The sequence below is a fragment of the Tenacibaculum geojense genome (assembly GCF_042676005.1).
GTDB lineage: Bacteria > Bacteroidota > Bacteroidia > Flavobacteriales > Flavobacteriaceae > Polaribacter > Polaribacter geojense.
This window is the reverse complement of sequence record NZ_JBHTJR010000057.1, coordinates 133877-159974: the sequence shown is the minus strand read 5'-3', so window position 1 is coordinate 159974 and position 26098 is coordinate 133877. Positions and strand designations below refer to the sequence as shown.

Here is a 26098-nt window from a genome sequence, read left to right as displayed (position 1 = left end):
ACCAGAGAAGCTAGCTTCTCTGGTTTAAATATATTTTTTAAAACTGTCAACCTATTTTAGGACGACTCATTTTGCAACTTTTATACTACAACCTATTGCTTTGGTTGATGTAGTTGCAGGCTTTTTACCTGCTAATAAATTATTTACAGCATCCTCTACATAAAATTCATCAGCGCTTGCAGCATCTCTAGCATTATTATCTATGGCTCCAATATAAGAAACAAGAAAATTATCTGCTTTTTCTTTATTTAAAACAAATACATGCGGAGTTCTGGTTGCTCCAAACTTTGGATATACTTTTTGTCCATCATCAAATAAATATGGAAAAGTAAAACCTTTAGATTTTGCTCTTTCTTTCATAGATTCAAAATCATCACCTGCTGAAACAGCTGGATCATTAGGGTTAATTGCTACCACAGGAAATCCTTTTTCTTTATATTTTTTATCTAACGCAATGATTCTGTCTTCATACATTTTTGAATACGGACAATGATTACAAGTAAATACCACTATAACTCCTTTTGCATCGTTATAATCTGATAATGACACCATAGAATTATCTATATTTTTTAACTTAAAACCATCCACTTTATCTCCTACTTGGTAACCGCTCTCAGCAGTTTTTACAGTAAATGCCACTGTTAATAAAACAACAGCTACTACTAATACGCTTTTAAAAGTTTTCATAATAGTTATTTATTAATTTAAAAATTGATTTAATTCGCTTTCTAGCTCTTCATACTCAAAAGGCTTTTCATAAAACTTTCTAGAGTTTTTATTGTATATAATTGTGGCTGGTAATGAACCTGACCATGTTGGATTTATTTTATTTATCCATTCATTTTGGTTTGGATCATCAAATAAAACAACTTCGCTTGTTATATTGTGATCTTTTAAAAAAGGTAATAATTCCTTTTCAACCTCATTTGGAAAATCTAGACTAACTAATAAAACCTCAACATTTTTATCTTTGTACTCCTGATTAATTTTTTCAAAATAAGGAAGCTCATCTACGCAAGGTTTACACCATGTAGCCCAAAAATTAACAATGTATGTTTTATCTCCTTTTTTGTTGATTAAAGGAGCTAACCCATCATAATTATAGGTATTAATACCAAAAGTTTTAGTTACTTCAGTAACTTTTTCAGAAGAAGTTTGAATACTATCTGACTCTTTTCTCTCTTGTTTACATGCTGTAAATAAGACTATTACAGCTACAATCATTAATTTAATTCTCATACTATAAAATTATGCAATACACTAATTAGTTGTAAAAGATTAACTTCTTTTAACAAAAAAAGCCTCTTGTTACAGAGGCTTTGGTCGTTTAAAATGATAGTTATTAACAAAAAATTTCATTTAAAATTTTCGCTAGTCTAATTCCGCCTTTTTGTAATTGTTGTCTTACAACAGGAAAATAATCATAAGAATATCTGTATTTCAAATTCTCTCCAATTTCTACAGAATTGTATACTTTTTTAGTTATCGCATGTGTATCTTTTACCCAATCTATTACAGTACCTGACTGAATCGCCTTAATTTCTTCTTTACTCAACTGTTTGGTATTGTTAGCTAATTCTAAATAACTCATGTTCCACTCTTCAATCATTTTAGTATCCCATACACTATGTAAGTTAGTACCTTGCTTAAACCATTGTACTTGAATTGTGTTTCCTCCCTTATCTTCTCTTCTACCAATATGCATTGGCTGATGTAAATCACCAACTAAATGCACTAACATTTTTAAAAAAAAGCGTTTGTCTTTATCAGTAGCATTATCATCTTTTAAAACACTAATGCATTGGTTTATTCCAGTAACTAAATCTCCTTTAGGGTTTTTCTCTGCTGTTACATAATCACCATCTAAAGGCATGTTTACATAATGCCAAGAAGAATATTTTCTAAAACTTTTGTCTGACTTAATCTCATCTGCGTAAGTAGACACAAAAGCCAAACTTTCACCTTGTAATAACTTTTCAATTTTTCTTTTAGCTCTACTTTTTAAATGTTTCTCTGCTATTTTACCAGTTGCTCTATGACCTGTTTGTCCCCAAAAATCATCTGTATTAATAGCAAAAGAAAAATTAATAGTACAGATAAAAATTAATAACAGTAAGTATTTTTTATTCATTGTGGTTTGTTTTAAGGTGCTAAATTAAAAAGAAAATATTTTTTAAATATTTGATAATCAAAAAATATTTTTAATATATTTACGATATCATTTTAATATCATTATAAAAACTCTATTATGGAACAAGAAAAAATTTTCAAGCCTGCCAACGGATATCTAATGCTTTTGTTATTCTTTATTTTGTTTTTTGGAAGCATAGCTACTATGGTACACTTAAAAAACGGATGGTTTATATTTATAACTTTAGCTTCATTGTTTATGCTTGCTGGTTTTATTTTAGTTAACCCCAATACTTCTAAAGTAATCCTTCTGTTTGGAAAGTATATTGGTACTATTAAACAAAATGGTTTGTATTGGGCAAACCCTTTCTTTACAAAGAAAAAAATATCTTTACGTGCTAGCAATTTTGATAGTGAAAGGTTAAAAGTTAACGATAAACTAGGTAACCCAGTTATGATTAGTACTATTTTAGTATGGAGAGTTACCAATACTTATAAAGCTGCTTTTGATGTAGATAATTATGAAAATTTTGTTCGAGTTCAAACAGATGCTGCTGTTAGAAAACTAGCTAGCATGTATCCGTACGATAATTTTGCTGACGAAGGGCATGAAGAAGATATCACACTTAGATCAAGTGTTAATGAAGTTAGTGAAACATTAGAAAAAGAATTAGAAGAACGATTGGCTATTGCTGGTATTGAAGTTTTAGAAGCAAGAATTGGTTATTTAGCATATGCTCAAGAAATTGCCAATGCTATGCTTAAAAGACAACAGGCTACTGCTATAGTGGCAGCTCGTCATAAAATTGTACAAGGAGCTGTAGATATGGTAGAAATGGCACTAGAAGAACTTAATAAAAAAGAAATTGTTGAACTTGATGAAGAAAGAAAAGCAGCAATGGTAAGTAATTTATTAGTTATTCTATGTGGTGATAAAGAGGCTTCTCCAGTGGTTAATACTGGTACATTAAATCATTAAAAGATGAAAGAATATAAAGTAGTTGATTGGAAGCCTGGCTTTAGTAAAAATAATCAACGTTTAGAAGATGTTTTAAATGAATATGGAAGACAAGGTTGGAAAGCCATAGAAATTGCAGAAAGTTCTTTTAGAATAGTATTTGAAAGAGACAAAAACAGGTAACCATGAAAAAAAGTTTTAAAGAAGAACAATCCTTTATTAAATTTTGGGTATTTAAACTCGTTTTATTAGGATTAATCCCATCAATATTTTTGTTAACCAAACAACTTATTGAAAATAAAACTACTGTATTTTCTTACTCTATATTTATGCTAATAATTTTTAGTACAACGTTATTCCTGTTCTTGTTAAAACTAAAAACTAAAATTGATAGTGTTGGATTACACTATCAGTTTTTTCCATTTCACCTATCATATAAAGTAATAAATTGGCATCAAATTAAATCAATTTACACAAGAAATTATGATGCTATTAATGAATACGGCGGTTGGGGATTAAGGTCAGGATTGTTCTGGAATAACAATGGCAGTGCCTATAATGTAAGTGGCAGCATAGGTATTCAAATAGAATTAAAAAATGGTAAAAAAATTTTAATTGGTACTCAAAAACAAACTGAAGCCGATAACACAATCAACAAATATTTTAAAAATAAATAATAGGTTTAACTACAATTTATAATGTTTTAATCATTAGTAAATTCGTAAAAAAAATAAAATGGCTAAAAAGAAAGCATTTGCGCTAAGAATAAATGAAGATATGCTAAAAGCTATTGAAAAATGGGCTGGTGATGAGTTTCGTTCAACTAACGGACAAATTGAATGGATGCTTATGCAAGCTCTAAAAGAAGCCAACAGAGCACCCAAAAAAAACACTGACGATTAGGCGTTAACACTTTTTTAAGAAATTTAAAATGAATAAGCTGTATTTTTAAGACCAAATCAACTAATTCATTTTATGAAAAAAATATTTACTTTCTTATTACTTATTGCGGTTTCTACTGTTTTAGGACAAGAATTATCTATGGATCTTGTAAAAAACATGAAACCTAGAAATATTGGTCCCGGAGGAATGAGTGGACGTGTAACAGCTATTGATGTTGTTACCCAAAATCCAAATATAATGTATGTGGGTACTGCTTCTGGTGGAGTTTGGAAATCTACATCTGGAGGAATCAAATGGGAACCTATTTTTGAAAACGAAGCTACCGCCTCTATTGGTGCCGTTGCTATACAACAAAGTAACCCAAGTGTTATTTGGGTTGGAACAGGTGAAGGAAATCCAAGAAATAGTTTAAATGGTGGATACGGTATTTATCGATCTCTTGATGCTGGAAAAACCTGGAAATTAATGGGATTAGAGAAAACACGTCATATTCATCGTGTTATTATAGATCCTACAAATCCTAACATTGTGTATGCAGCCGCTATTGGCTCTCCTTGGGGTGAACATAAAGAAAGAGGTGTATATAAAACTACTGATGGAGGAAAAACCTGGAAACAGATTTTATATAACAATAATAAAACAGGAGCTGCAGACTTAGTGATGGATCCATCTAATCCTAATAAATTAATGGCAGCAATGTGGGAACACAAACGTGATCCATGGTTTTTTAAATCAGGTGGTGCTAGTGGACTTTACATAACTCATGATGGTGGTGAAAACTGGAAGAAAATTACAGAAAAAGAAGGCTTTCCTAAAGGGGACTTAGGGCGAATTGGTATTGCTATTGCAAGAAGTAACCCCGATGTTGTTTATGCATTAGTAGAAGCTAAAAAAAATGCTTTATACAAAAGTGAAGATGGTGGTTTTACATGGAAAAAGGTAAATGATAAACCTGGTATTGGAAATAGACCTTTTTATTATTCTGAAATTTATGCTGATCCTGAAAATGAAAACAGACTTTTTAGCATTTTCACCTATGTAAACGTTTCTCAAGATGGGGGTAAAAGTTTTAAACAATTAATGCCTGCATACGGAGCAGATAATGGTGTACATCCAGATCATCATGCATGGTGGATTCACCCTGAGGATGGTAAATTTATGATTGATGGTAACGATGGAGGTCTTAACATTACAAAAGATGGTGGAAAAACTTGGCGATTTATTGGTAATTTACCAGTAGCTCAATTCTATCATATCAATGTAGACAATGAATATCCTTACAACGTTTACGGTGGTATGCAAGATAATGGGTCTTGGAGAGGTCCTGCTTATGTATGGAAAGCTCAGGGAATAAGAAACTCTTACTGGCAAGAAATTAGTTTTGGTGATGGTTTTGATGTTGTACCTGATAAAGAAGATTCACGCTTTGGTTGGTCTATGAGTCAGCAAGGTTATGTATCAAGATATGATTATTTAACAGGAAACAATTATACTGTTAGACCAACTCATCCAAATCCAAATGTTAAATTAAGATTTAACTGGAATGCAGCTATTAATATTGATCCGTTTGATAATAATACTCTTTATTTTGGAAGTCAATTCGTACATAAATCTACTGATAAGGGATTAACATGGTCTGTTATATCGCCAGATTTAACAACTAACGATAAAAACAAACAGAAACAAGCAGAAAGCGGTGGCCTTACTCTTGATGCAACAGGCGCCGAAAACCATTGTACAGTATTAGTAATCGAGCCATCTCCTATCGAAAAAGATATGATATGGGCAGCTACAGATGATGGACAAGTTCATGTTACTAAAAATGGAGGTGGAAATTGGACAAATGTTTCTAAAAATTTAAAAGGATTACCAGAAAATAGCTGGATTACCCAAATTAAAGCATCTAATAAAAACAAAGGTGAGGCTTTATTGGTAGCTAATGATTATAGAAGGTTTAACTATAAACCGTATACCTACCGTACAAAAAACTATGGTAAAACATGGGAGCGTATTGTGGATGAAAATGATGTAATTAGCTACGCTCTATGTATAGTAGAAGACCCTGTAACTAAAAACCTTTTATTTTTAGGAACAGATGATGGTTTATATGTATCAATAAACGCTGGGAAAAGTTGGAAAAAATGGACTCAGGGCTTTCCTACAGTTTCTGTAAAAGATCTAGTAATTCATCCGCGTGAACATGATTTAGTAATTGGTACTTTTGGAAGAGCTGCTTGGGTTTTAGATGATATTAGACCTTTAAGAGAATTAGCAAGTAATCCTTCTGTGAAAAATAGTACAGTAAATTTATTTGAACCTCCAACAGCATACCTTGCTGCTTACCAACAACCAACAGGAAGCAGGTTTGGAGCAGATGCTTTATATAATGGAGAAAATAGAAGACGAGGAGCCATGATTTCTTACTTAATTAATAAACCAGAAGTAGGTAAAGATGCTGAGAAAAATGTAAAAGGCTCTAAAAAGGTAAAATTAGATTCTATTAAATTAGAAATTTATGATGGAACTCGTTTAATAAGAACTTTAAAGCAAAAAGCTCCAAAAGAAAACGGAATTCATAAAATGTACTGGGGATTAGGTGAAAAAGGTGTAAGCAGACCTTCAAGAAGAATTAGAAAGCAAACTTATGAACCTAGAGGAGTAACAGTTAAGCCTGGTACTTATAATTTAAAACTTACTTATGGTGATGTTGTTTCAGAACAAAAAATTACAGTTTCATATGATCCTCGCCTTGGAAATAGCTCAGCTAATATTAATGCGCAATATGATGCTTTGAAAGCATTAGAATCTGATCAGCAAATTTTAGCAGATGTTGTTAAACAGTTGGTAGAGAGTAAAAATATAGCGGAAGACTATAAGAAAAATTTATCTAAAGAAGATAAAGATAAATACAAAGAAACTATTGATGCCTCTAAAGAAGTAGTTAAGAAAATAGATGAGTTATTAGCTATTTACCTAGGTAAAGTTGATAAAAGACAAGGTATTATTCGTAGCCCTGAGGTAAATGTTAACCAACGATTACAGTTAGCGAGAAGGTATATCGGTAGTCGATATGGTGCTCAAACTGCTACAGAAACACAACTTGTAAATCAATTTAAAAATTCTTTAAAAGATGCTTTAAGTAAAACAAATACTTTCTTTAATACTGAATGGCAAACGTATAAAAACAAAGCAAATACTATTACCATTTCTCCTTTTAAAGATATCAAAACATTTAGTTTAAACTAAACTTAAAATTAATCAATTAAAAATCCTTCGAATTTTTTTGAAGGATTTTTTTTATTTTCAACCTATGAAAAAACTACTACTACTATTAATATTTCTTACTATTCATCAAATTACAGCTCAAACCAATCCTAAAAACGAATTAGGTGTATGGTATATGTACAATGGAAGTCATCAAATCTCAAATAGAATAAGTATAAAATCTATGGCTCACTTTAGATTTTTTGAAGTAGGCGATGATTTACAACAATTCATTGGTAGATTTGGAGCAACTTATAAAATTAATAATACATTATCTGCAACCGGTGGGTATGCCTTTTTAAATACAGATGACACCTACCAAATTAAAGGAGGCACTACCAATGAACATAGAATATATCAAGATTTTAATGTAAAACATGCGTTAAAGAAATTAAAAATAGCGCACAGATTTAGAGCTGAACAACGATTCTTTAATGATATTTTCGATCATTTTTTACGTTATCAAATTGGGTTTTCACATCCTATAAATCATAAATGGTCTGCTTATTTTTATAGTGAAACTTTTTTTGATTTTAATGAAGAAGCCTATAATCAAAATTGGTCAGGTATTGGTGCTAAATATCAACTCTCTAAAACAGTAAAACTACAATTGGGTTATCAAAAAATTAATGTGAATGAAGTAGGAGATTTTCACAGAATCCAAGTTGGTTTTGCCATTAACACCAATCATTTTAAAAAGAAATAATTTAATTTTTTACTAAATTCAGCCCAAATAATTTTTCTATGAATATTTCAGAAATCAATAATGATATTCCTGTATTTGCTTCAGATACTATAATTTTTGGTGTTTTATGCGTAATACTTTCAGGTATTTTTTATACCTCAAACCATCCTAAATTCTCTAAATTTTACAAAATAGTTCCAGCGTTGCTACTTTGTTATTTTGTACCATCAATTTTTAGCTCTTTGGGGTTAATAGCTGATAAATGGATAGATGTAAACGCTACCATTACTCACTTACAGTCAATTTATAACAATTTAGAAGGTGTTACTAATCTTAAATCTTTAAAAAATTACATCAATACTAATAATATTCCAGCTAGTGAATACTCTAAATTTATAGGTGGAAGTAAAATTTATTACATCGCTTCAAGGTTTTTACTGCCCGCATCATTGGTTTTACTGACATTAAGTATTGATTTAAAAGGTGTTTTTAAACTAGGTCCAAAAGCATTAATAATGTTTTTAACTGCAACTTTAGGTGTTATGATTGGTGGTCCATTAGCAATTGTATTTTTTAATTTTGTAGCTCCAGATATATTAATTAACGTACAAGGTACAGAATTGTGGAAAGGTTTAAGTACGGTAGCTGGAAGCTGGATTGGAGGTAGCGCCAATCAACTTGCTATGAAAGAACAATGGGAAGTTAGTGATAGTTTATTTAGTATAATGGCTGTTGTAGATGTACTTGTAGCTGAAGTGTGGATGGCATTTTTATTACTTGGTGTTGCTAATTCTGATAAAGTTGACAAATGGTTAAAAGCTGATAATAGCGCCATTACAACTTTAAAAAATAAAATGGAGAAGTTTACTCAAGAAACAGCAAAAGTAACCACTTTTTATGATTTAATTTTATTAACGGGTATTGCCTTCGGAATTACCTCTGTAGGTCATTGGATTGGTGATAATTTAGGAAGTTGGATAAAAAATAATGCTCCTGCTTTGGTCGATTTTGGTTTAGGAAGCTCATTCTTCTGGCTAATAATTATTGCAACTAGTTTTGGAGTTATTTTATCTTTTACTAAAATTAGAAATTTTGAAGGAGCTGGTGCTAGTAAAATAGGTTCTCTATTCATATACATACTTGTTGCTTCAATTGGTATGAAAATGAATTTAAATGCCATCGTAGAAAACATCAGTTTATTTGCCATTGGTTTTGTTTGGATGATAATTCATGTAGGCCTATTATTTTTAGTAGCAAAAATTATAAGAGCTCCCTACTTTTTCTTGGCGGTAGGATCTAAGGCAAATATTGGAGGCGCTGCTTCTGCTCCAGTTGTAGCGGGTGCATTTCATCCATCATTAGCTCCTGTAGGAGTATTATTAGCTGTACTTGGCTATGCACTTGGTACATACGGAGCCTATGCCTGTGCAATATTCATGAAATGGGTTAGTTAAAAAGTACCCCTATTAATACATAAAAATTCTGCATATTTGCAATCGATAATTTATTTAGATACAATGAAGAAAATTTTAGCGGCTTTAGTTTTTACTACTTTAGTAATTGCTTGTGGTAAAAAACAAGGGAACATGGTAGTAAAAGGTCAAATTAAAGGATTAAAAAAAGGAACTTTATACTTACAGAAAATGAATGATACAGTTTTAGTTACTGTAGACTCTATTCAATTGTTTGGTGATGATTCTTTTTTATTATCTGATAATGTTGAATCTCCTGTAATGTACTACTTAACTTTTGATGGTAATAAACAACAAAAAAAATTAATGTTTTTTGGAGAAAAAGGAGAAATTACTATAAATGATAATGTTGAAGAGTTTGGTTTTAAACCTGTAATTTCTGGGTCAAAAAATCAAGAATTAATTGATAAGTTCAATGAAATTAATCAGCAGTTTAAATTAAAAAGATTAGATTTTATTGCTAAAGATATTGAAGCTAGAGCACAAAAAGATGAAGCAGTTATAGATAGTTTAGAAAAAGAATATAAAAAACTAGTACGTCGTCGTTATTTATTTACAACAAACTTTGCTGTAGCTAACCCAGATAGTGAGGCTGCACCTTATATTGCTTTATCAGAATTATTTGATGCTAATATCTATTTATTAGATACTATTAATAATAGCTTAACAGAAAAAATTAAAGCTTCTGAGTATGGTAAAAAACTTCAGAAATTTATTAATGAAGTTAAAACTTCTGAAACCACTACTGAAGCAGCAGAATAAATAATAACTCTATTATTGTAATAAAAAAACCGTTGATTGAATCAACGGTTTTTTTTATAATATTTATGCTTGTTCAGAAGCAATATATTGGTCTACCTTATCTTCTAAAATATTAAGAGGTAATGGTCCGTTGGTTAGCACCACATCATGAAATTTTCTAATATCAAATTTATCTCCTAGTGCTTTTTTAGCTTTTTCTCGTAGTTCAACTATTTTCAACATTCCTATTTTATATGCAGTAGCTTGCGTTGGCATTACAATATGACGTTCTACCATTTTAATAGCATCTAATTCTGCGTTAGGAGTATTATCGGTATAATATTTAATACCTTCTTCTCGAGTCCATTTTTTAGTATGAATTCCTGTGTCTACAACTAAACGACAAGCTCTCCACAACTCCATAGCTAATCTACCAAAATCAGAATAAGGGTCAGCATAAAAGCCCATTTCCTTAGGAATTAATTCAGAATATAACCCCCAGCCTTCAACGTAAGCAGTGTAACGTCCAAACTTTCTAAACATTGGTACATCTTTTAATTCTTGAGCGATGGCAATCTGCATATGATGTCCAGGAATACCTTCATGGTAAGCTAATGCTTCCATTTGATAAGTAGGCATACTTTCCATATCATACATATTAGCATAGTATGTACCTGGTCTTGATCCATCTAATGCTGGTTGTTGATAAAAAGCTTTTCCAGCAGATTTTTCTCTAAAAGCTTCAACAGCTTTTACCTGTAAATCAGCTTTTGGCTTAGTGATGAATAACTCATCTAAACGAGTTTTCATACTATCAATAATTTTTGTTGCTTTATTCATATAAGCAGTTCGTCCTTCTTCTGTTGCAGGATAGTAAAACTGCTTATCTGTTTTCATAAATTTAAAAAAGTCTTGCAAACTACCTTCAAAACCTACTCTATTCTTGATAGCTTCCATTTCTCCATGAATTCTTTTAACTTCTTTTAAACCAATTTCATGAATCTCATCTGCAGTTAAATTGGTAGTGGTTGTTCTTTTTAAGAAATGATTATAATAGGCAGCTCCATTAGGAAACTTCCATGCGCCATCATCTGTAGTTGCTTCTTTTTCTTGCGCCTCCAATGTTGCTATCAATTTAGAATAACCATTATAAACAGCTCCCTTTAAAGCTTCTTTTGCATTAGTTAATAATGTTGTTTTATCAGCTTCGTCAATAGATAATTTTGATACTTTAGACTCAAAATCGTTATATAAAGTACTTTTCTTACCTGAATTATCAAATGGCTCTCCTTTAATTATATTTCTGGAATCGTCTAACACTTTTGCAAAAACAAACTTAGGTATCATTATACCTGCTTCTTGATTCTTTTTTAAGTTATCTGATAATTGATTAAATAATGGCTCAATACCTTGTAACCTTGCAATGTAGTTTTCTGCATCTTCTTTAGAGTTTATTTGATGCATGTTAATTAAAAATGCTGGTATTTCAGCTTGCATACCATGCATTTGGTTTACAGGATATTTATATCTTCTATAAGCATCATCCTCTATTGCATTTTCTAGAGTTTGCTTAAATAATGTGTAACTAAGTTTAGCATCTGCATTTAAAGCAGCTACATTAACAGAATCATTAATCCATTGAAGTGCTTCTTTAGTTAAAGCCAATTCTTTGTCTGCAAAATCATCTGAAATATCGTCCCATTTATCAGCATCTTTTTTAATACCTAAATAGGTTTGATACATTGGGCTTCGATCTAATTTTTCGTCGAACTTCTTTTGAAAATAAGCGTTTACTTTGGCTGATTCTTTCTGAATCTCTTCATCTGAATAAGATGTTTTGGTTGTTGTTTCTTTACAAGACGTAAATACTGCAAAACCTGCTATAGTAGCTAATTTTACTATATTTTTTTTCATGTTGATATTGATTTGATGCTGAAAGATACAAATTTTACAACACTCGTTTATACATAGCTTTTTCTTAAATATAAAAAAACCGAAACAAATGTTTCGGTTATATAGTTTAGGCTTCACCTGTAGTACCTCCAAAATTCATTGGAATAGGCGGCTGTTCATAATCTTTAATTTCGCCATGAGCTTGTTCAAACTTACGTACATTATCTGCTAATGCTTTTGTCAATCTTTTTGCATGTTGTGGTGTAAGTATTATTCTAGATTTCACCTTTGCTTTAGGTACTCCTGGCATAATATTGATAAAATCTACAATAAACTCAGATACAGAATGATTAATAATAGCTAAGTTACTATAGGTTCCTTCTGCAATATCTTGATCTAACTCAATATTTAATTGAGGCTCTTTATTTTTATGATCTTCCATGTAAATATTATTAAAAAAAAGAAAGACCTCTTAAAAAGAGGTCTTTTCTTATTGATTATTATTAATCTTCTATTTCTTCTTTAGACCCTACTATGATCTTTTCGTAGTCTTTCATTCCTGTACCTGCTGGTATACGCTTACCAACAATTACGTTTTCTTTCAATCCATCTAAAGTATCTATTTTACCGTTTACTGCGGCTTCATTTAATACCTTAGTTGTTTCCTGGAACGATGCAGCAGAAATAAACGACTTAGTTTGTAACGAAGCTCTAGTAATACCTTGTAAAACTTGATCTCCAGTTGCTGGTTCAGCATCTCTAGCTACTACTAAGTTTTTATCTGCTCTACGTAAGATAGAGTTTTCATCACGTAACTCACGAGCTGAAACTATTTGTCCTAACTTTAAGTTATCAGAATCACCAGCGTCTTCAATTACTTTCATTCCGTAAATCTTATCATTCTCTTTGATAAAATCATTCTTATGTATCAATTGATTTTCTAAGAATAAAGTATCTCCAGAATCAATAATTCTTACTTTACGCATCATTTGACGAACAACAACTTCAAAGTGCTTATCGTTAATCTTTACACCTTGTAAACGGTATACTTCTTGAATTTCGTTTACTAAGTACTCTTGTACTGCAGATGGTCCTTTAATTTTAAGGATATCTTCTGGTGTAATTGCTCCATCAGATAATGGCATACCTGCTTTGATAAAGTCGTTTTCTTGAACTAAGATTTGATTAGAAAGCTTTACTAAATACTTTTTAATTTCTCCTGTTTTAGACTCAACAATGATCTCACGGTTACCACGCTTAATCTTACCAAATGTTACCACACCATCAATTTGAGCAACTACTGCTGGGTTAGATGGATTACGTGCTTCAAATAATTCTGTTACACGAGGTAAACCTCCAGTAATATCTCCTGCTTTACCAGACTTACGAGGTATTTTAACTAATGTTTTACCTGTTTCTACTTTTTCACCATTATCTACCATTAACTGTGCTCCAACTGGTAAACTGTAAGAACGTAATGCATTACCATCAGCATCTTCAATAATTAAAGATGGGATAATCTTTTTGTTCTTAGAATCAGTAATAACTTTTTCTTGGAAACCTGTTTGTTCATCAATCTCTACAAAGTAGTTAACACCTTGCTCTAAGTTATCAAACTTAACTTTTCCTGAGAATTCTGATACAATCACACCGTTAAATGGATCCCATTGACAAATTGCATCTCCTTTTTTAATTGTATCTCTATCTTTATCAAAAATAATAGATCCGTAAGGAATGTTATTTGTACTTAATGTAATACCTGTACGTTTATCAATAATCTTGATTTCAGCAGTACGTGAAATAACAATATCTACTTCTTCTCCTTGATTGTCTTTACCTTTTACAGTTCTTAAATCTTCAATCTTAACATCACCATCAAATTTAGCAGACATGGTATTCTCTTCAGAAATGTTTCCTGCTACCCCTCCAACGTGGAAAGTACGTAATGTTAACTGTGTACCTGGCTCTCCAATAGATTGTGCTGCAATTACTCCAACTGCTTCACCTTTTTGTACTTTAGAGTTTGTAGATAAACTCTTACCATAACATTGTGCACAAATACCTGATTCTGCCTCACATGTTAATGGTGAACGAACTTCTACTCTATCTATTCCAGATGCTTCTACAATTTTAGCTAAAGTTTCTGTAATTAACTCACCTGCTTTAACTAAAACATCGTCAGAAGTTGGGTCATACACATCATGTAAAGATACACGTCCTTCAATACGATCTGATAAAGACTCAACGATTTCATCATTTTTCTTTAATGGTGTAACTTCTAAACCTCTTAATGTACCACAATCCTCTTCATTTACAATTACATCTTGAGATACATCTACTAAACGACGCGTTAAATAACCAGCATCTGCTGTTTTTAATGCTGTATCGGCAAGACCTTTACGAGCACCGTGCGTTGAAATAAAGTATTCTAAAATTGAAAGACCTTCTTTAAAGTTCGATAAAATTGGGTTTTCAATAATTTCTCCACCACTTGCTGTAGATTTTTTAGGCTTTGCCATTAATCCACGCATACCTGTTAACTGACGAATTTGCTCTTTAGATCCACGTGCTCCAGAATCTAACATCATAAATACTGAGTTAAATCCTTGTTGGTCTTCACGTAAACGTTTCATAGAAAGTTCTGTTAAACGATTGTTTGTAGAACCCCATACATCAATTACCTGGTTATATCGTTCTTTTTGGGTTAACATACCCATGTTATAGTTCATGATGATTCCATCCACCTCTTGGTTGGCTTCTGCAATCATTGCATGTTTTTCTTCTGGGATAATAATATCTCCTAAAGAGAATGATAATCCTCCTTGGAATGCAAACTTATACCCCATATCTTTAATTTCATCTAAGAATTTACCTACAGATGGAATGTCAGTAACCTTTAAAATGTTTCCAATAATTCCACGTAAAGATTTCTTAGTTAAAACCTCGTTTACATATCCTGCTGCCTCTGGAACTACCTGGTTAAATAATACTCTACCTACAGTAGTTTCAATGATTTGTAAAGTTAATTCTCCAGCTTCGTTAAAATCTTGAGTTCTAACTTTAATTCCAGCATTTAAGTCAACTCTTTCTTCGTTATAAGCAATAATTACTTCTTCTGGTGAATAGAAAGTTAACCCTTCTCCTTTAATTTCTAATTCAGGAGTAGATTTACGCTCTTTAGTCATGTAGTATAACCCTAATACCATATCCTGAGACGGTACCGTAATTGGAGCACCATTTGCAGGATTTAAGATATTGTGAGACCCTAACATTAATAATTGCGCTTCTAAAATAGCCTCTGGACCTAAAGGTAAGTGTACCGCCATTTGATCCCCATCAAAATCCGCATTAAATGCAGAACATGCTAATGGATGTAAACGAATAGCTTTACCTTCAATTAATTTAGGTTGGAAAGCTTGGATACCTAAACGGTGTAAGGTTGGGGCACGGTTTAATAAAACTGGGTGTCCTTTAATTACATTTTCTAAAATATCCCAAACTACAGGCTCTTTTCTATCTATAATTTTCTTTGCAGACTTAACAGTTTTTACAATACCTCTTTCTATTAACTTACGAATAACAAAAGGTTTGTATAATTCTGCTGCCATATCTTTTGGCAATCCACATTCAAATAATCTTAATTCTGGTCCAACAACAATTACAGAACGTGCAGAATAATCAACACGTTTACCTAATAAGTTCTGACGGAAACGTCCTTGCTTACCTTTTAAACTATCAGATAAAGACTTTAACGGTCTGTTAGATTCTGTTTTTACTGCTGATGATTTACGCGTGTTATCAAATAATGAATCTACAGATTCTTGTAACATACGTTTCTCGTTACGTAAGATTACTTCAGGAGCTTTAATCTCCATCAATCTTTTCAAACGATTGTTACGGATGATTACACGACGGTATAAATCATTTAAATCTGAAGTTGCGAAACGACCTCCATCTAATGGAACTAATGGACGTAATTCTGGTGGAATTACCGGAACTACCTTCATAATCATCCATTCTGGGTTATTCTCTCTATTTTTTTGAGAATCTCTAAATGCTTCCACAACATTTAAACGCTTTAAAGCTTCGTTTTTACGTTGTTTTGAAGTTTCAGTATTTGCTTTATGTCTTAATTCATAAGAAAGTTGATCTAAATCAATTCTTTCTAATAAATCAATTAAACATTCAGCTCCCATTTTAGCTATAAACTTGTTAGGATCTGAATCATCTAAATATTGATTATCCTGTGGTAAAGCATCTATAATATCTAAATACTCTTCCTCTGTTAAGAAATCCATTTTTTGTAATGGCTCTCCTTCAGCATTTTTAGCCATACCTGGCTGAATTACTACGTAACGCTCGTAGTAAATAATCATATCTAACTTTTTAGATGGTAACCCTAATAAGTATCCCATTTTGTTAGGTAATGATCTAAAGTACCAAATGTGTGCTACTGGTACAACAAGGTTTATGTGACCTACTCTGTCTCTACGAACTTTTTTCTCAGTTACTTCAACACCACAACGATCACATACTATTCCTTTATAGCGAATTCTTTTATATTTACCACACGCACACTCATAGTCTTTTACAGGACCAAAGATACGCTCACAAAATAAACCATCTCTTTCTGGTTTGTGCGTACGATAATTAATAGTTTCTGGTTTTAAAACCTCTCCTTTAGAAGCTGCTAAAATAGATTCTGGTGAAGCTAAACCAATTGAAATTTTGTTAAACTTTTTAACAGTGTATTTTTCGTTCTTTCTTGCCATGATAATGGATTCGAATTAAAAAAATTGACGGTCTCTGAGAGACTAATATTGAAAAAATGATTTGCCTCTGAGCTTGAACTCAGAGACATTTCACTGTACTTATTCTTCTAATTTAACGTCTAAACCTAAACCTTTAAGTTCGTGCATTAATACGTTAAATGATTCTGGTAAACCTGGTTCTGGCATTTGTTCACCTTTAACAATACTTTCGTATGTTTTAGCTCTACCTAATACATCATCAGATTTTACAGTTAAGATTTCACGTAGGATACTAGATGCACCATATGCTTCTAATGCCCATACCTCCATTTCTCCGAAACGCTGACCTCCAAACTGTGCTTTACCTCCTAAAGGTTGTTGTGTAATTAATGAGTATGGACCAATAGAACGCGCGTGCATTTTATCTTCAATCATGTGTCCTAACTTGATCATGTAAATTACTCCTACAGTTGCTGGTTGATCAAAACGTTTACCTGTACCCCCGTCATATAAGTATGTATGACCAAATCTTGGAATTCCTGCTTCGTCTGTTAAGGCATTAATTTCATCTAAAGATGCTCCATCAAAAATTGGTGTTGCATACTTTTGACCTAATTTTTGTCCTGCCCATCCTAATACAGTTTCATAAATCTGACCGATGTTCATACGAGAAGGTACCCCTAATGGATTCAATACGATATCTACAGGTGTTCCGTCTTCTAAGAATGGCATATCTTCAGCACGTACTATTTTGGCAACAATACCTTTGTTTCCGTGACGTCCTGCCATTTTATCACCAACTTTTAACTTACGTTTTTTAGCGATATAAATTTTAGCAAGCTTTAATATACCTGCTGGTAATTCATCTCCTACAGAAATCGTAAATTTCTCACGACGTAAAACTCCTTGAAGATCGTTTACCTTAATTTTATAGTTGTGAATTAATTCTCCAACTAATTTATTTAATTCTTTATCAGTAGTCCAGCTTCCGCTTAAGTGAGTAAAGTCATCAACAGAATTTAACATCTTTTGAGTGAATTTTTTACCTTTAGGAAATACTTCTTCTCCTAAATCATTAAAAATTCCTTGTGATGTTTTACCACTAATTAAACCAAATAACTTTTCTACTAAAATATCTTTTAAGCCTTCAAACTTAGATACAAAAGATGCTTCTAAAGCGGCAATAGCCTCTTTATCACGTGCTCTCTTGTTCTTATCTTTAACAGCTCTTTTAAATAATTTCTTATTAATTACAACACCTCTTAATGATGGAGAAGCTTTTAAAGATGCGTCTTTTACATCTCCTGCTTTATCACCAAAAATGGCACGTAATAACTTTTCTTCTGGAGTTGGATCTGATTCACCTTTAGGTGTAATTTTACCAATTAAAATATCACCAGGATTAACCTCTGCTCCAATACGGATCATACCATTTTCATCTAAATCTTTAGTAGCCTCTTCTGAAACGTTTGGTATATCATTAGTTAACTCTTCAGCTCCTAATTTGGTATCTCTAACATCTAATGAGTATTCATCAATGTGAATAGAGGTAAATACATCTTCACGAACAACTCTTTCAGAAATCACAATTGCATCCTCAAAGTTATATCCTTTCCAAGGCATGAAGGCAACTTTCATATTTCTACCTAAAGCTAACTCACCTTGTTGCGTTGCATAACCTTCACAAAGAACTTGACCTTCTTCTACTCTGTCACCTTTTCTTACGATTGGTTTTAAGTTGATGTTAGTTCCTTGGTTGGTTTTTCTAAATTTAATTAAGTCATATGATTTTTCATCAGAATCAAAGCTAACTAAACGCTCTTCTTCAGTTCTATCGTACTTAATTGTAATTTTATTTGCATCTACATACTCTACGGTACCTGCTCTTTCAGCATTGATTAAAATTCTAGAGTCTTTTGCTACTCTACGCTCTAAACCTGTACCAACAATAGGTGATTCTGGACGTAATAATGGAACTGCTTGACGCATCATGTTAGATCCCATTAATGCACGGTTCGCATCATCATGCTCTAAGAATGGAATTAAAGATGCAGAAATAGATGCTATCTGGTTTGGAGCAACGTCCATATAATTAACAACATCTGGAGTAACTACAGGGAAATCTCCTTCCTCACGTGCAATTACTTTTTCTCTATCAATAGTTCCGTCTTCTTTAACTTCAATGTTAGATTGAGCAAACTTCATTCCTTCTTCTTCCTCCGCACTTAAATAGATTGGATCTTCAGAAGAAACTTGTCCATTATCAACCTTTTTATAAGGAGTTTCAATGAATCCTAAATTATTAACCTTAGCATATACTGCTAACGATGAAATAAGACCAATGTTTGGTCCTTCAGGTGTTTCAATCGGACATAAACGACCATAGTGTGTATAGTGAACGTCACGAACCTCAAAACCTGCTCTTTCTCTTGATAAACCACCAGGACCTAATGCCGATAAACGACGCTTATGTGTAATCTCTGCTAACGGGTTTGTTTGATCCATAAACTGAGATAACTGGTTAGTCCCAAAGAATGAGTTAATTACAGACGATAATGTTTTAGCATTAATTAAGTCGATTGGTGTAAAAACTTCGTTATCACGTACATTCATTCTTTCACGAATTGTACGTGCCATACGTGCTAAACCAACTCCAAATTGACCTGCTAATTGTTCACCTACTGTACGAACACGACGATTAGATAAGTGATCGATATCATCTACTTCAGCCTTTGAATTGATTAACTCAATTAAATACTTAATAATAGTAATAATATCGTTCTTAGTTAATACCTTTTGGTCGATATCTTCATTTAAGTTTAGTTTGGTGTTCATTCTAAAACGACCAACTTCACCTAAATTATAACGTTGTTCAGAAAAGAATAACTTATCTATAATACCACGTGCAGTTTCCTCGTCTGGCGGTTCTGCATTACGTAATTGACGATAGATGTGTTCTACAGCTTCTTTTTCTGAGTTTGTAGGATCTTTTTGTAATGTATTATGAATGATGGCATAATCTGCTTGCTGGTTATCTTCTTTATGTAATAAGATAGTTTTCGCACCAGCTTCGATTATTTCATCAATATGTTCTTTCTCTAAAATGGTATCACGATCAAAAATAATTTCGTTACGTTCAATAGATACAACTTCACCTGTATCTTCATCAACAAAATCTTCAAACCATGTTTTTAATACTCTCGCAGCTAACTTACGTCCTAATACTTTTTTCAATCCAGCTTTAGATACTTTTACTTCTTCTGCTAAATCGAAGATTTCTAAAATATCTTTATCTCTTTCAAAACCGATAGCTCTGAAAAGCGTAGTTACTGGTAATTTTTTCTTTCTATCAATGTAGGCATACATTACCTGATTGATGTCTGTAGCAAATTCTATCCATGAACCTTTAAATGGAATAACTCTTGCAGAGTATAACTTAGTACCATTAGCATGGAAAGATTGACCAAAGAATACCCCTGGTGAACGGTGTAATTGAGATACTACAACTCTTTCTGCACCGTTAATAATAAATGTACCAGAATTTGTCATATAAGGTATAGTACCTAAATAAACATCTTGTACAATAGTTTCAAAATCTTCGTGTTCTGGATCTGTACAGTATAACTTTAAACGTGCTTTTAAAGGTACGCTATGAGTTAAACCTCTTTCGATACATTCTTGAATGCTATATCTTGGAGGATCTACAAAATAATCTAAAAATTCTAATACGAATTGATTACGTGTATCTGTAATTGGAAAGTTATCCATAAAGGTTTTATACAAACCTTCTTCTCCACGTTCTTCAGCCTTAGTTTGTAATTGAAAAAAATCTTGGAAAGATTTTACCTGAATATCCAAGAAGTCTGGATAATCAGTTCCTAATTGTGATGACGCGAAGTTAATTCTTTCAGTAGTCTTTATCGTTGCCAAAAGAGTATCTATTTTTAATTAAAAATATTTTCATGCAACCCTTGAACTTGGGTAATGCAACACCTGGTGTAAAAAAACTGAAATTAATAGATTAATTATCAGTATTTTAATATAAAGTTATTACAAATTTTACTTTGTAACAAATTGTTTCGTGATTATATACACAAAATGGTTTAGGGCTAAAGCATTACTGCTTTAGCGCCTAAACCTGTATTTGTTTTTCCCGTTTTAAAATCGGGATATGTAGCTTACTTTAATTCTACTTCAGCTCCAGCTTCTTCTAAAGACTTCTTTAATCCTTCTGCTTCGTCTTTAGATACACCTTCTTTTACTGCTTTAGGAGCGCTATCAACGATCTCTTTAGCTTCTTTTAATCCTAATCCAGTTAATTCTTTTACTAACTTAACAACAGCTAATTTAGAACCTCCAGCTGCTTTTAAGATTACGTCGAATTCAGTTTTTTCTTCAGCTGCATCTCCACCAGCTCCTCCTGCAGGACCTGCTACTGCTACTGCTGCTGCTGCTGGCTCAATACCATACTCTTCTTTTAAGATATCAGCTAATTCATTAACTTCTTTTACTGTTAAGTTAACTAATTGTTCTGCGAATTCTTTTAAATCTGCCATTTTAATTGTTTTTTGAAAATTTTATTATTTAGTTTATTAGTGCGCTTAATTATTTTTCTGATAATGTCTTTAAGATACCAGATAATTTACCTCCACCTGATTGTAATGCTGAAACAACATTCTTAGCAGGAGATTGTAATAAGGTAACAATATCTCCAATAAGCTCTTCACGAGACTTAATGTTAACTAAAGTATCTAATTGATCATCACCAATATAAATTGCTTCTTCTACAAAAGCTCCTTTTAATAAAGGTTTTTCAGACTTCTTTCTGAATTCTTTAATAACTTTTGCAGGACCATTACTAGCCTCAGCAATTAATAATGAAGTATTACCTTTTAATACAGTTGGTAATTCTCCAAAATCTTTATCAGAAGCTTCCATTGCTTTCTCTAACAATGTATTCTTCACAACAGCCAATTGTACGTTTGCTTTAAAACAAGCTCTACGTAAGTTTGATGTAGTACCTGCATCTAAACCAGAAATATCTGCTAAATAGATAACATTAGTATCTGCCAATTGTGCTGTTAAATCTTGAATTACTTGTGATTTTTCTTCTCTTGTCATAATTGAAAAGTTTTAACTGCCTTACGATACAGATTTTACATCTACAGAAACAGAAGGACTCATAGTTGAAGACATGAAAATACTTTTAATATAAGTTCCTTTTGCTGCCGTTGGCTTTAATTTAATAAGTGTTTGAACTAATTCATTAGCGTTCTCTGCAATCTTATCTGCATCGAAAGACGCTTTACCAATAGCTGCATGTACAATACCAGTTTTATCAACTCTAAAGTCAATTTTACCAGCTTTTACTTCTTGTACTGCTTTAGCTACATCCATAGTAACTGTACCTGTCTTTGGGTTTGGCATTAAACCTCTTGGTCCTAATACACGACCTAAAGGACCTAATTTACCCATAACTGAAGGCATAGTAATTATAACATCAACATCAGTCCAACCTCCTTTGATTTTTTGTAAGTATTCATCTAAACCTACATAATCTGCTCCTGCTTCTTTAGCTTCTGCTTCTTTATCTGGAGTAACTAATGCTAATACTTTTACATCTTTACCTGTACCATGTGGTAAGGTAACAACACCACGTACCATTTGATTTGCTTTACGAGGATCTACTCCTAAACGTACTGCTAAGTCGATAGACGCATCAAATTTAACGTTAGTGATTTCTTTTATTAAAGCTGATGCCTCACTTAAATTGTAAACTTTAGAGCTATCAATTTTAGCACGAGCTTCTTTTTGTTTTTTAGTCAATTTTGCCATGTTCTAAATTGCTTTAAGTTTACTCTGAAGGAGCATCACCTGTTACTGTTAATCCCATAGAGCGAGCTGTACCAGCGATCATTCTCATTGCAGATTCTACTTTGAAGGCATTTAAATCTGCCATCTTATCTTCTGCAATTGTTCTAATCTGATCCCAAGTAACGCTTGCTACTTTTTTTCTATTTGGCTCTCCTGAACCTTTTTTAATTTTGGCCGCTTCTAGTAATTGTACTGCAGCTGGTGGTGTTTTTACAACAAACTCAAATGATTTGTCTGTATAAACAGTAATAACAACTGGTAAAACTTTACCTTGTTTGTCCTGTGTACGTGCATTAAATTGCTTACAGAACTCCATGATGTTAACACCGGCAGCACCTAAAGCGGGTCCAACTGGTGGCGATGGATTCGCAGCACCTCCCCTAACTTGTAGTTTAACTAACTTACTTACTTCTTTTGCCATTGTTTAAAATTTAATAATGTGTTTGTTTGGAAGCGAAACACATTTTCTATAAAATATATAGGTGTAACAATTATATTTTCTCTACTTGCATGTAACTTAACTCTAATGGTGTCTTTCTTCCAAAAATCTTAACCATTACTTCTAACTTACGTTTCTCTTCATTAACTCTCTCTATAGTACCGTCAAATCCGTTAAATGGACCATCTACTACTTTGATTGTTTCTCCTACAGAGTAAGGTATTGCTACGTTTTCATCTTTTACAGATAATTCATCTACCTTACCTAACATTCTGTTAACTTCTGATTTGCGCATTGGTACTGGATCACCACCCTTAGTTTCACCTAAAAAACCAATTACACCGGTAACTGACTTAATTACGTGAGGTACCTCTCCAGCAAGGTTTGCTTCAATCATAACATAACCGGGAAAGTATACTCTTTCTCGGTTAATTTTTTTCCCATTTCTAACTTGAACAACTTTCTCTGTAGGAACAATTACTTGGTTAACATAATCAGATAAACCTAATCTTGAGATTTCCGTTTCAATGTAGTTTTTAACTTTATTCTCTTGACCTCCAATTGCTCTCACAACATACCATTTCATCACCGAATCAGCCATCATTAAAAAGATTTAAAGAAATTATCTAATCCTGTTTGAAAAACCTTATCGATAGCAGCTACTGCTAAAGCAAATACTATTGTAAACACTGCTACAACCACTGTAGACTTTTGAGCCTCTTCACGAGAAATCCAAGTCATGTTAGTACTTAACTCTTCAAAAGAATCTTTGATATATTGTATAAAGTTGCTCATTATAAAAAAATTTGCACGGGTTGAGAGACTCGAACTCCCGACACCTGGTTTTGGAGACCAGTGCTCTACCAACTGAGCTAAACCCGTAATTCATTTTAAAAGGTGTCTCGAAATAGCGTCGAGACACCTTATTTTATATCTTTAAACTAGTAATTAGTCTAAAATTTCAGTTACCTGACCTGCTCCTACAGTTCTACCTCCTTCACGGATAGCGAATTGTAAACCTACGTTTAATGCGATAGGCTGGATTAAATCAACAGTAATTGTTAAGTTATCTCCTGGCATTACCATTTCAACTCCATCAGGTAAGTTAATGTTACCAGTTACGTCAGTTGTACGTACGTAGAACTGTGGACGGTAGTTGTTGTGGAATGGAGTGTGACGTCCACCTTCTTCTTTCTTTAAGATATAAACCTCAGCTTTAAATTTAGCGTGTGGAGTAACAGAACCTGGCTTACAGATTACCATTCCTCTCTTAATATCTTCTTTTGCAATACCTCTTAATAAGATACCTGCGTTATCTCCAGCCTCTCCTCTATCTAAGATTTGACGGAACATTTCAATACCAGTTACTGTAGAAGTTAACTTCTCAGAACCCATACCGATGATTTCTACAGGATCACCAGAGTTGATGATACCAGTTTCAATACGACCAGTAGCAACAGTACCACGACCAGTAATAGAGAATACATCTTCGATTGGCATTAAGAAATCTTTTTCAGTATCTCTTGGTGGCTCTTCAATCCAAGTATCAACAGCTTCCATTAATTCTAAAACTGTATTTACCCACTTTTCTTCACCATTTAAAGCACCTAAAGCAGAACCCATAACTACAGGACCATTATCTCCATCATACTCATAGAAAGATAATAAATCTCTAACTTCCATTTCTACTAACTCTAATAACTCTTCATCGTCAACCATATCAACTTTGTTTAAGAAAACAACGATACGAGGAATACCTACCTGACGACCTAATAAGATGTGCTCACGAGTTTGTGGCATTGGACCATCTGTAGCAGCAACTACTAAGATAGCACCATCCATTTGTGCAGCACCAGTTACCATGTTCTTTACATAATCGGCGTGACCTGGACAGTCAACGTGTGCATAGTGACGGTTAGCTGTAGCATACTCAACGTGAGAAGAGTTAATTGTAATACCTCTTTCTTTTTCTTCAGGAGCATTATCAATTTGATCGAAAGCTCTCTGCTCAGAGTATCCTGCATCAGCTAATACTTTAGTAATAGCAGCTGTTAAAGTAGTTTTACCGTGATCTACGTGCCCGATAGTACCAACATTTAAGTGTGGTTTCGAACGATCATAAGTTCCTTTTGCCATGATTATAAATTTTAATTCTTAGTTAAATATATTTAGTGTTATTTTAATTCTTAAATAAACTCTAAAATAGAGCCAACAACGGGATTTGAACCCGTGACCTCATCCCTACCAAGGATGCGCTCTACCAACTGAGCTATGTCGGCAACAGTTTGTTTAGAGCGGGAGACCGGGTTCGAACCGGCGACATTCAGCTTGGAAGGCTGACGCTCTACCAACTGAGCTACTCCCGCAATATTTTAAAGTTTTGTGGGGAGAGCAGGATTCGAACCTGCGAAGTCGAAAGACAACGGAGTTACAGTCCGTCCCATTTGGCCGCTCTGGAATCTCCCCGGAAACTTTAATTATTTTAATGAACCTTTGTTCTTTTGAGCCGATAGAGGGACTCGAACCCACGACCTGCTGATTACAAATCAGCTGCTCTAGCCAGCTGAGCTATATCGGCTTTTGTTTACAAAAAAACAATCCGCTATTTCTAACGGACTGCAAATGTAAAAAGTAATTTTTAATTTCTAAAACTTTTTTTAAATATTTTTTAATCTTTTTACGACACTAAAGAATCTCGATGTTTCTCTTTAGATTTCCTTAATTGCCTTTTTAAAGACTCAACTCCCACGCTTACACCTTCTTCGAAGGTTTTGGTAACTTTTTTAACAATCATTTCATCACCCGGAACATTAATTTTAATTTCTGTGATTTTGTTTTCTTTGTCACTTGTTTTTTGAACTTTTAAAAACACTTCAGCATCAACAATTTTGTCGTGAAATTTCTCTAACCCTCCTACTTTTTTTTCGATGAATTTAATTAAATCTCCATCTGCTTTAAAGTTTACCGATTGTGTGTATACCTTCATAG

At 32.9% G+C, this 26098-nt stretch carries 23 protein-coding genes and 5 tRNA genes; 8 read left to right on the top strand and 20 right to left on the bottom strand.

Annotation, left to right across the window (positions count from 1 at the left end; all coding sequences use genetic code 11):
* Positions 1-66 precede the first annotated feature (66 nt).
* The 3 genes from ACFQ1U_RS13600 to ACFQ1U_RS13590 all read right to left on the bottom strand — a co-directional run bounded on the left by ACFQ1U_RS13600 (position 67) and on the right by ACFQ1U_RS13590 (position 2131).
* Positions 67-687, bottom strand: a complete 621-nt coding sequence (locus tag ACFQ1U_RS13600; RefSeq protein ID WP_386109303.1) for a thioredoxin family protein — start codon at positions 685-687, stop codon at positions 67-69.
* 12 nt (positions 688-699) lie between these two features.
* Complete coding sequence (locus tag ACFQ1U_RS13595; protein ID WP_386109301.1) at positions 700-1239, bottom strand: TlpA disulfide reductase family protein; 540 nt, start codon at positions 1237-1239, stop codon at positions 700-702.
* Positions 1240-1342: 103 nt separating this feature from the next.
* The gene (locus ACFQ1U_RS13590; protein WP_386109299.1) at positions 1343-2131 is read right to left on the bottom strand and encodes a S1/P1 nuclease; all 789 of its coding nucleotides are present in this window, start codon (positions 2129-2131) and stop codon (positions 1343-1345) included.
* Positions 2132-2248: 117 nt separating this feature from the next.
* Here ACFQ1U_RS13590 and ACFQ1U_RS13585 point away from each other — a divergent pair, with 117 nt between their 5' ends.
* The 8 genes from ACFQ1U_RS13585 to ACFQ1U_RS13550 all read left to right on the top strand — a co-directional run bounded on the left by ACFQ1U_RS13585 (position 2249) and on the right by ACFQ1U_RS13550 (position 10174).
* Positions 2249-3109: an SPFH domain-containing protein gene (locus tag ACFQ1U_RS13585; RefSeq protein ID WP_386109297.1), complete on the top strand. Its 861-nt coding sequence runs from the start codon at positions 2249-2251 to the stop codon at positions 3107-3109.
* A gap of 3 nt (positions 3110-3112) precedes the next feature.
* On the top strand, positions 3113-3271 hold the full coding sequence (locus tag ACFQ1U_RS13580) for a DUF4177 domain-containing protein (protein ID WP_386109295.1): 159 nt from the start codon (positions 3113-3115) through the stop codon (positions 3269-3271).
* A gap of 2 nt (positions 3272-3273) precedes the next feature.
* Complete coding sequence (locus ACFQ1U_RS13575) at positions 3274-3765, top strand: hypothetical protein (protein WP_386109293.1); 492 nt, start codon at positions 3274-3276, stop codon at positions 3763-3765.
* Positions 3766-3823: 58 nt separating this feature from the next.
* Entirely contained in the window at positions 3824-3991 is a 168-nt protein-coding gene (locus ACFQ1U_RS13570) for an Arc family DNA-binding protein (protein WP_386109291.1), read from the top strand.
* 72 nt (positions 3992-4063) lie between these two features.
* Positions 4064-7237: a WD40/YVTN/BNR-like repeat-containing protein gene (locus tag ACFQ1U_RS13565; protein WP_386109289.1), complete on the top strand. Its 3174-nt coding sequence runs from the start codon at positions 4064-4066 to the stop codon at positions 7235-7237.
* Positions 7238-7301: 64 nt separating this feature from the next.
* On the top strand, positions 7302-7961 hold the full coding sequence (locus ACFQ1U_RS13560) for a DUF2490 domain-containing protein (protein ID WP_386109287.1): 660 nt from the start codon (positions 7302-7304) through the stop codon (positions 7959-7961).
* Positions 7962-7999: 38 nt separating this feature from the next.
* Positions 8000-9394, top strand: coding sequence for a DUF819 family protein (locus ACFQ1U_RS13555; protein WP_386109284.1), 1395 nt, complete (start codon positions 8000-8002; stop codon positions 9392-9394).
* A gap of 63 nt (positions 9395-9457) precedes the next feature.
* Entirely contained in the window at positions 9458-10174 is a 717-nt protein-coding gene (locus ACFQ1U_RS13550; RefSeq protein ID WP_386109282.1) for a DUF4369 domain-containing protein, read from the top strand.
* 63 nt (positions 10175-10237) lie between these two features.
* Here ACFQ1U_RS13550 and ACFQ1U_RS13545 read toward each other — a convergent pair whose 3' ends face one another.
* The 17 genes from ACFQ1U_RS13545 to ACFQ1U_RS13465 all read right to left on the bottom strand — a co-directional run bounded on the left by ACFQ1U_RS13545 (position 10238) and on the right by ACFQ1U_RS13465 (position 26096).
* Positions 10238-12067 (bottom strand): DUF885 domain-containing protein, encoded by a 1830-nt coding sequence (locus ACFQ1U_RS13545; protein WP_386109280.1) that lies wholly within the window; start codon positions 12065-12067, stop codon positions 10238-10240.
* 106 nt (positions 12068-12173) lie between these two features.
* Positions 12174-12488, bottom strand: a complete 315-nt coding sequence (locus tag ACFQ1U_RS13540) for a DUF3467 domain-containing protein (RefSeq protein ID WP_386109278.1) — start codon at positions 12486-12488, stop codon at positions 12174-12176.
* A 61-nt stretch (positions 12489-12549) separates the two neighbouring features.
* Complete coding sequence (gene rpoC, locus ACFQ1U_RS13535; RefSeq protein WP_386109276.1) at positions 12550-16818, bottom strand: DNA-directed RNA polymerase subunit beta'; 4269 nt, start codon at positions 16816-16818, stop codon at positions 12550-12552.
* Between the two features lie 99 nt (positions 16819-16917).
* On the bottom strand, positions 16918-20727 hold the full coding sequence (rpoB, locus tag ACFQ1U_RS13530; protein ID WP_386109274.1) for a DNA-directed RNA polymerase subunit beta: 3810 nt from the start codon (positions 20725-20727) through the stop codon (positions 16918-16920).
* Positions 20728-20975: 248 nt separating this feature from the next.
* The gene (gene rplL / locus ACFQ1U_RS13525) at positions 20976-21353 is read right to left on the bottom strand and encodes a 50S ribosomal protein L7/L12 (protein WP_386109272.1); all 378 of its coding nucleotides are present in this window, start codon (positions 21351-21353) and stop codon (positions 20976-20978) included.
* Between the two features lie 49 nt (positions 21354-21402).
* Complete coding sequence (gene rplJ / locus ACFQ1U_RS13520; RefSeq protein ID WP_386109270.1) at positions 21403-21918, bottom strand: 50S ribosomal protein L10; 516 nt, start codon at positions 21916-21918, stop codon at positions 21403-21405.
* A gap of 21 nt (positions 21919-21939) precedes the next feature.
* Entirely contained in the window at positions 21940-22632 is a 693-nt protein-coding gene (gene rplA, locus ACFQ1U_RS13515) for a 50S ribosomal protein L1 (RefSeq protein WP_386109268.1), read from the bottom strand.
* 19 nt (positions 22633-22651) lie between these two features.
* Entirely contained in the window at positions 22652-23092 is a 441-nt protein-coding gene (gene rplK, locus ACFQ1U_RS13510; RefSeq protein WP_386109266.1) for a 50S ribosomal protein L11, read from the bottom strand.
* 70 nt (positions 23093-23162) lie between these two features.
* Entirely contained in the window at positions 23163-23711 is a 549-nt protein-coding gene (gene nusG, locus ACFQ1U_RS13505) for a transcription termination/antitermination protein NusG (protein WP_386109307.1), read from the bottom strand.
* A 2-nt stretch (positions 23712-23713) separates the two neighbouring features.
* The gene (secE, locus tag ACFQ1U_RS13500) at positions 23714-23905 is read right to left on the bottom strand and encodes a preprotein translocase subunit SecE (protein ID WP_386109264.1); all 192 of its coding nucleotides are present in this window, start codon (positions 23903-23905) and stop codon (positions 23714-23716) included.
* 14 nt (positions 23906-23919) lie between these two features.
* Positions 23920-23992, bottom strand: a tRNA-Trp gene (locus ACFQ1U_RS13495).
* Between the two features lie 66 nt (positions 23993-24058).
* Complete coding sequence (gene tuf / locus ACFQ1U_RS13490) at positions 24059-25246, bottom strand: elongation factor Tu (protein ID WP_386109262.1); 1188 nt, start codon at positions 25244-25246, stop codon at positions 24059-24061.
* Between the two features lie 70 nt (positions 25247-25316).
* Positions 25317-25389: transfer RNA gene (locus ACFQ1U_RS13485), tRNA-Thr, on the bottom strand.
* 14 nt (positions 25390-25403) lie between these two features.
* Positions 25404-25476, bottom strand: a tRNA-Gly gene (locus tag ACFQ1U_RS13480).
* 17 nt (positions 25477-25493) lie between these two features.
* Positions 25494-25576 (bottom strand) — tRNA-Tyr (locus ACFQ1U_RS13475).
* Between the two features lie 38 nt (positions 25577-25614).
* A tRNA-Thr gene (locus ACFQ1U_RS13470) sits at positions 25615-25688 on the bottom strand.
* A 99-nt stretch (positions 25689-25787) separates the two neighbouring features.
* Positions 25788-26096 (bottom strand): HPF/RaiA family ribosome-associated protein, encoded by a 309-nt coding sequence (locus tag ACFQ1U_RS13465; RefSeq protein WP_386109260.1) that lies wholly within the window; start codon positions 26094-26096, stop codon positions 25788-25790.
* Positions 26097-26098 lie beyond the last annotated feature (2 nt).

What these genes read in the sequence shown, in the direction of transcription:
- rpoC (WP_386109276.1), bottom strand. Translation starts at nt 16,818, where the DNA reads ATGGCAAGAAAGAACGAAAAATACACTGTTAAAAAGTTTAACAAAATT.
- ACFQ1U_RS13575 (WP_386109293.1), top strand. Translation starts at nt 3,274, where the DNA reads ATGAAAAAAAGTTTTAAAGAAGAACAATCCTTTATTAAATTTTGGGTA.
- ACFQ1U_RS13585 (WP_386109297.1), top strand. Translation starts at nt 2,249, where the DNA reads ATGGAACAAGAAAAAATTTTCAAGCCTGCCAACGGATATCTAATGCTT.
- rplJ (WP_386109270.1), bottom strand. Translation starts at nt 21,918, where the DNA reads ATGACAAGAGAAGAAAAATCACAAGTAATTCAAGATTTAACAGCACAA.
- ACFQ1U_RS13560 (WP_386109287.1), top strand. Translation starts at nt 7,302, where the DNA reads ATGAAAAAACTACTACTACTATTAATATTTCTTACTATTCATCAAATT.
- ACFQ1U_RS13545 (WP_386109280.1), bottom strand. Translation starts at nt 12,067, where the DNA reads ATGAAAAAAAATATAGTAAAATTAGCTACTATAGCAGGTTTTGCAGTA.
- nusG (WP_386109307.1), bottom strand. Translation starts at nt 23,711, where the DNA reads ATGGCTGATTCGGTGATGAAATGGTATGTTGTGAGAGCAATTGGAGGT.
- rplL (WP_386109272.1), bottom strand. Translation starts at nt 21,353, where the DNA reads ATGGCAGATTTAAAAGAATTCGCAGAACAATTAGTTAACTTAACAGTA.
- ACFQ1U_RS13580 (WP_386109295.1), top strand. Translation starts at nt 3,113, where the DNA reads ATGAAAGAATATAAAGTAGTTGATTGGAAGCCTGGCTTTAGTAAAAAT.
- rplK (WP_386109266.1), bottom strand. Translation starts at nt 23,092, where the DNA reads ATGGCAAAAGAAGTAAGTAAGTTAGTTAAACTACAAGTTAGGGGAGGT.
- tuf (WP_386109262.1), bottom strand. Translation starts at nt 25,246, where the DNA reads ATGGCAAAAGGAACTTATGATCGTTCGAAACCACACTTAAATGTTGGT.
- ACFQ1U_RS13465 (WP_386109260.1), bottom strand. Translation starts at nt 26,096, where the DNA reads ATGAAGGTATACACACAATCGGTAAACTTTAAAGCAGATGGAGATTTA.
- ACFQ1U_RS13565 (WP_386109289.1), top strand. Translation starts at nt 4,064, where the DNA reads ATGAAAAAAATATTTACTTTCTTATTACTTATTGCGGTTTCTACTGTT.
- ACFQ1U_RS13550 (WP_386109282.1), top strand. Translation starts at nt 9,458, where the DNA reads ATGAAGAAAATTTTAGCGGCTTTAGTTTTTACTACTTTAGTAATTGCT.
- ACFQ1U_RS13600 (WP_386109303.1), bottom strand. Translation starts at nt 687, where the DNA reads ATGAAAACTTTTAAAAGCGTATTAGTAGTAGCTGTTGTTTTATTAACA.
- ACFQ1U_RS13555 (WP_386109284.1), top strand. Translation starts at nt 8,000, where the DNA reads ATGAATATTTCAGAAATCAATAATGATATTCCTGTATTTGCTTCAGAT.
- ACFQ1U_RS13570 (WP_386109291.1), top strand. Translation starts at nt 3,824, where the DNA reads ATGGCTAAAAAGAAAGCATTTGCGCTAAGAATAAATGAAGATATGCTA.
- ACFQ1U_RS13590 (WP_386109299.1), bottom strand. Translation starts at nt 2,131, where the DNA reads ATGAATAAAAAATACTTACTGTTATTAATTTTTATCTGTACTATTAAT.
- ACFQ1U_RS13595 (WP_386109301.1), bottom strand. Translation starts at nt 1,239, where the DNA reads ATGAGAATTAAATTAATGATTGTAGCTGTAATAGTCTTATTTACAGCA.
- ACFQ1U_RS13540 (WP_386109278.1), bottom strand. Translation starts at nt 12,488, where the DNA reads ATGGAAGATCATAAAAATAAAGAGCCTCAATTAAATATTGAGTTAGAT.
- rplA (WP_386109268.1), bottom strand. Translation starts at nt 22,632, where the DNA reads ATGGCAAAATTGACTAAAAAACAAAAAGAAGCTCGTGCTAAAATTGAT.
- secE (WP_386109264.1), bottom strand. Translation starts at nt 23,905, where the DNA reads ATGAGCAACTTTATACAATATATCAAAGATTCTTTTGAAGAGTTAAGT.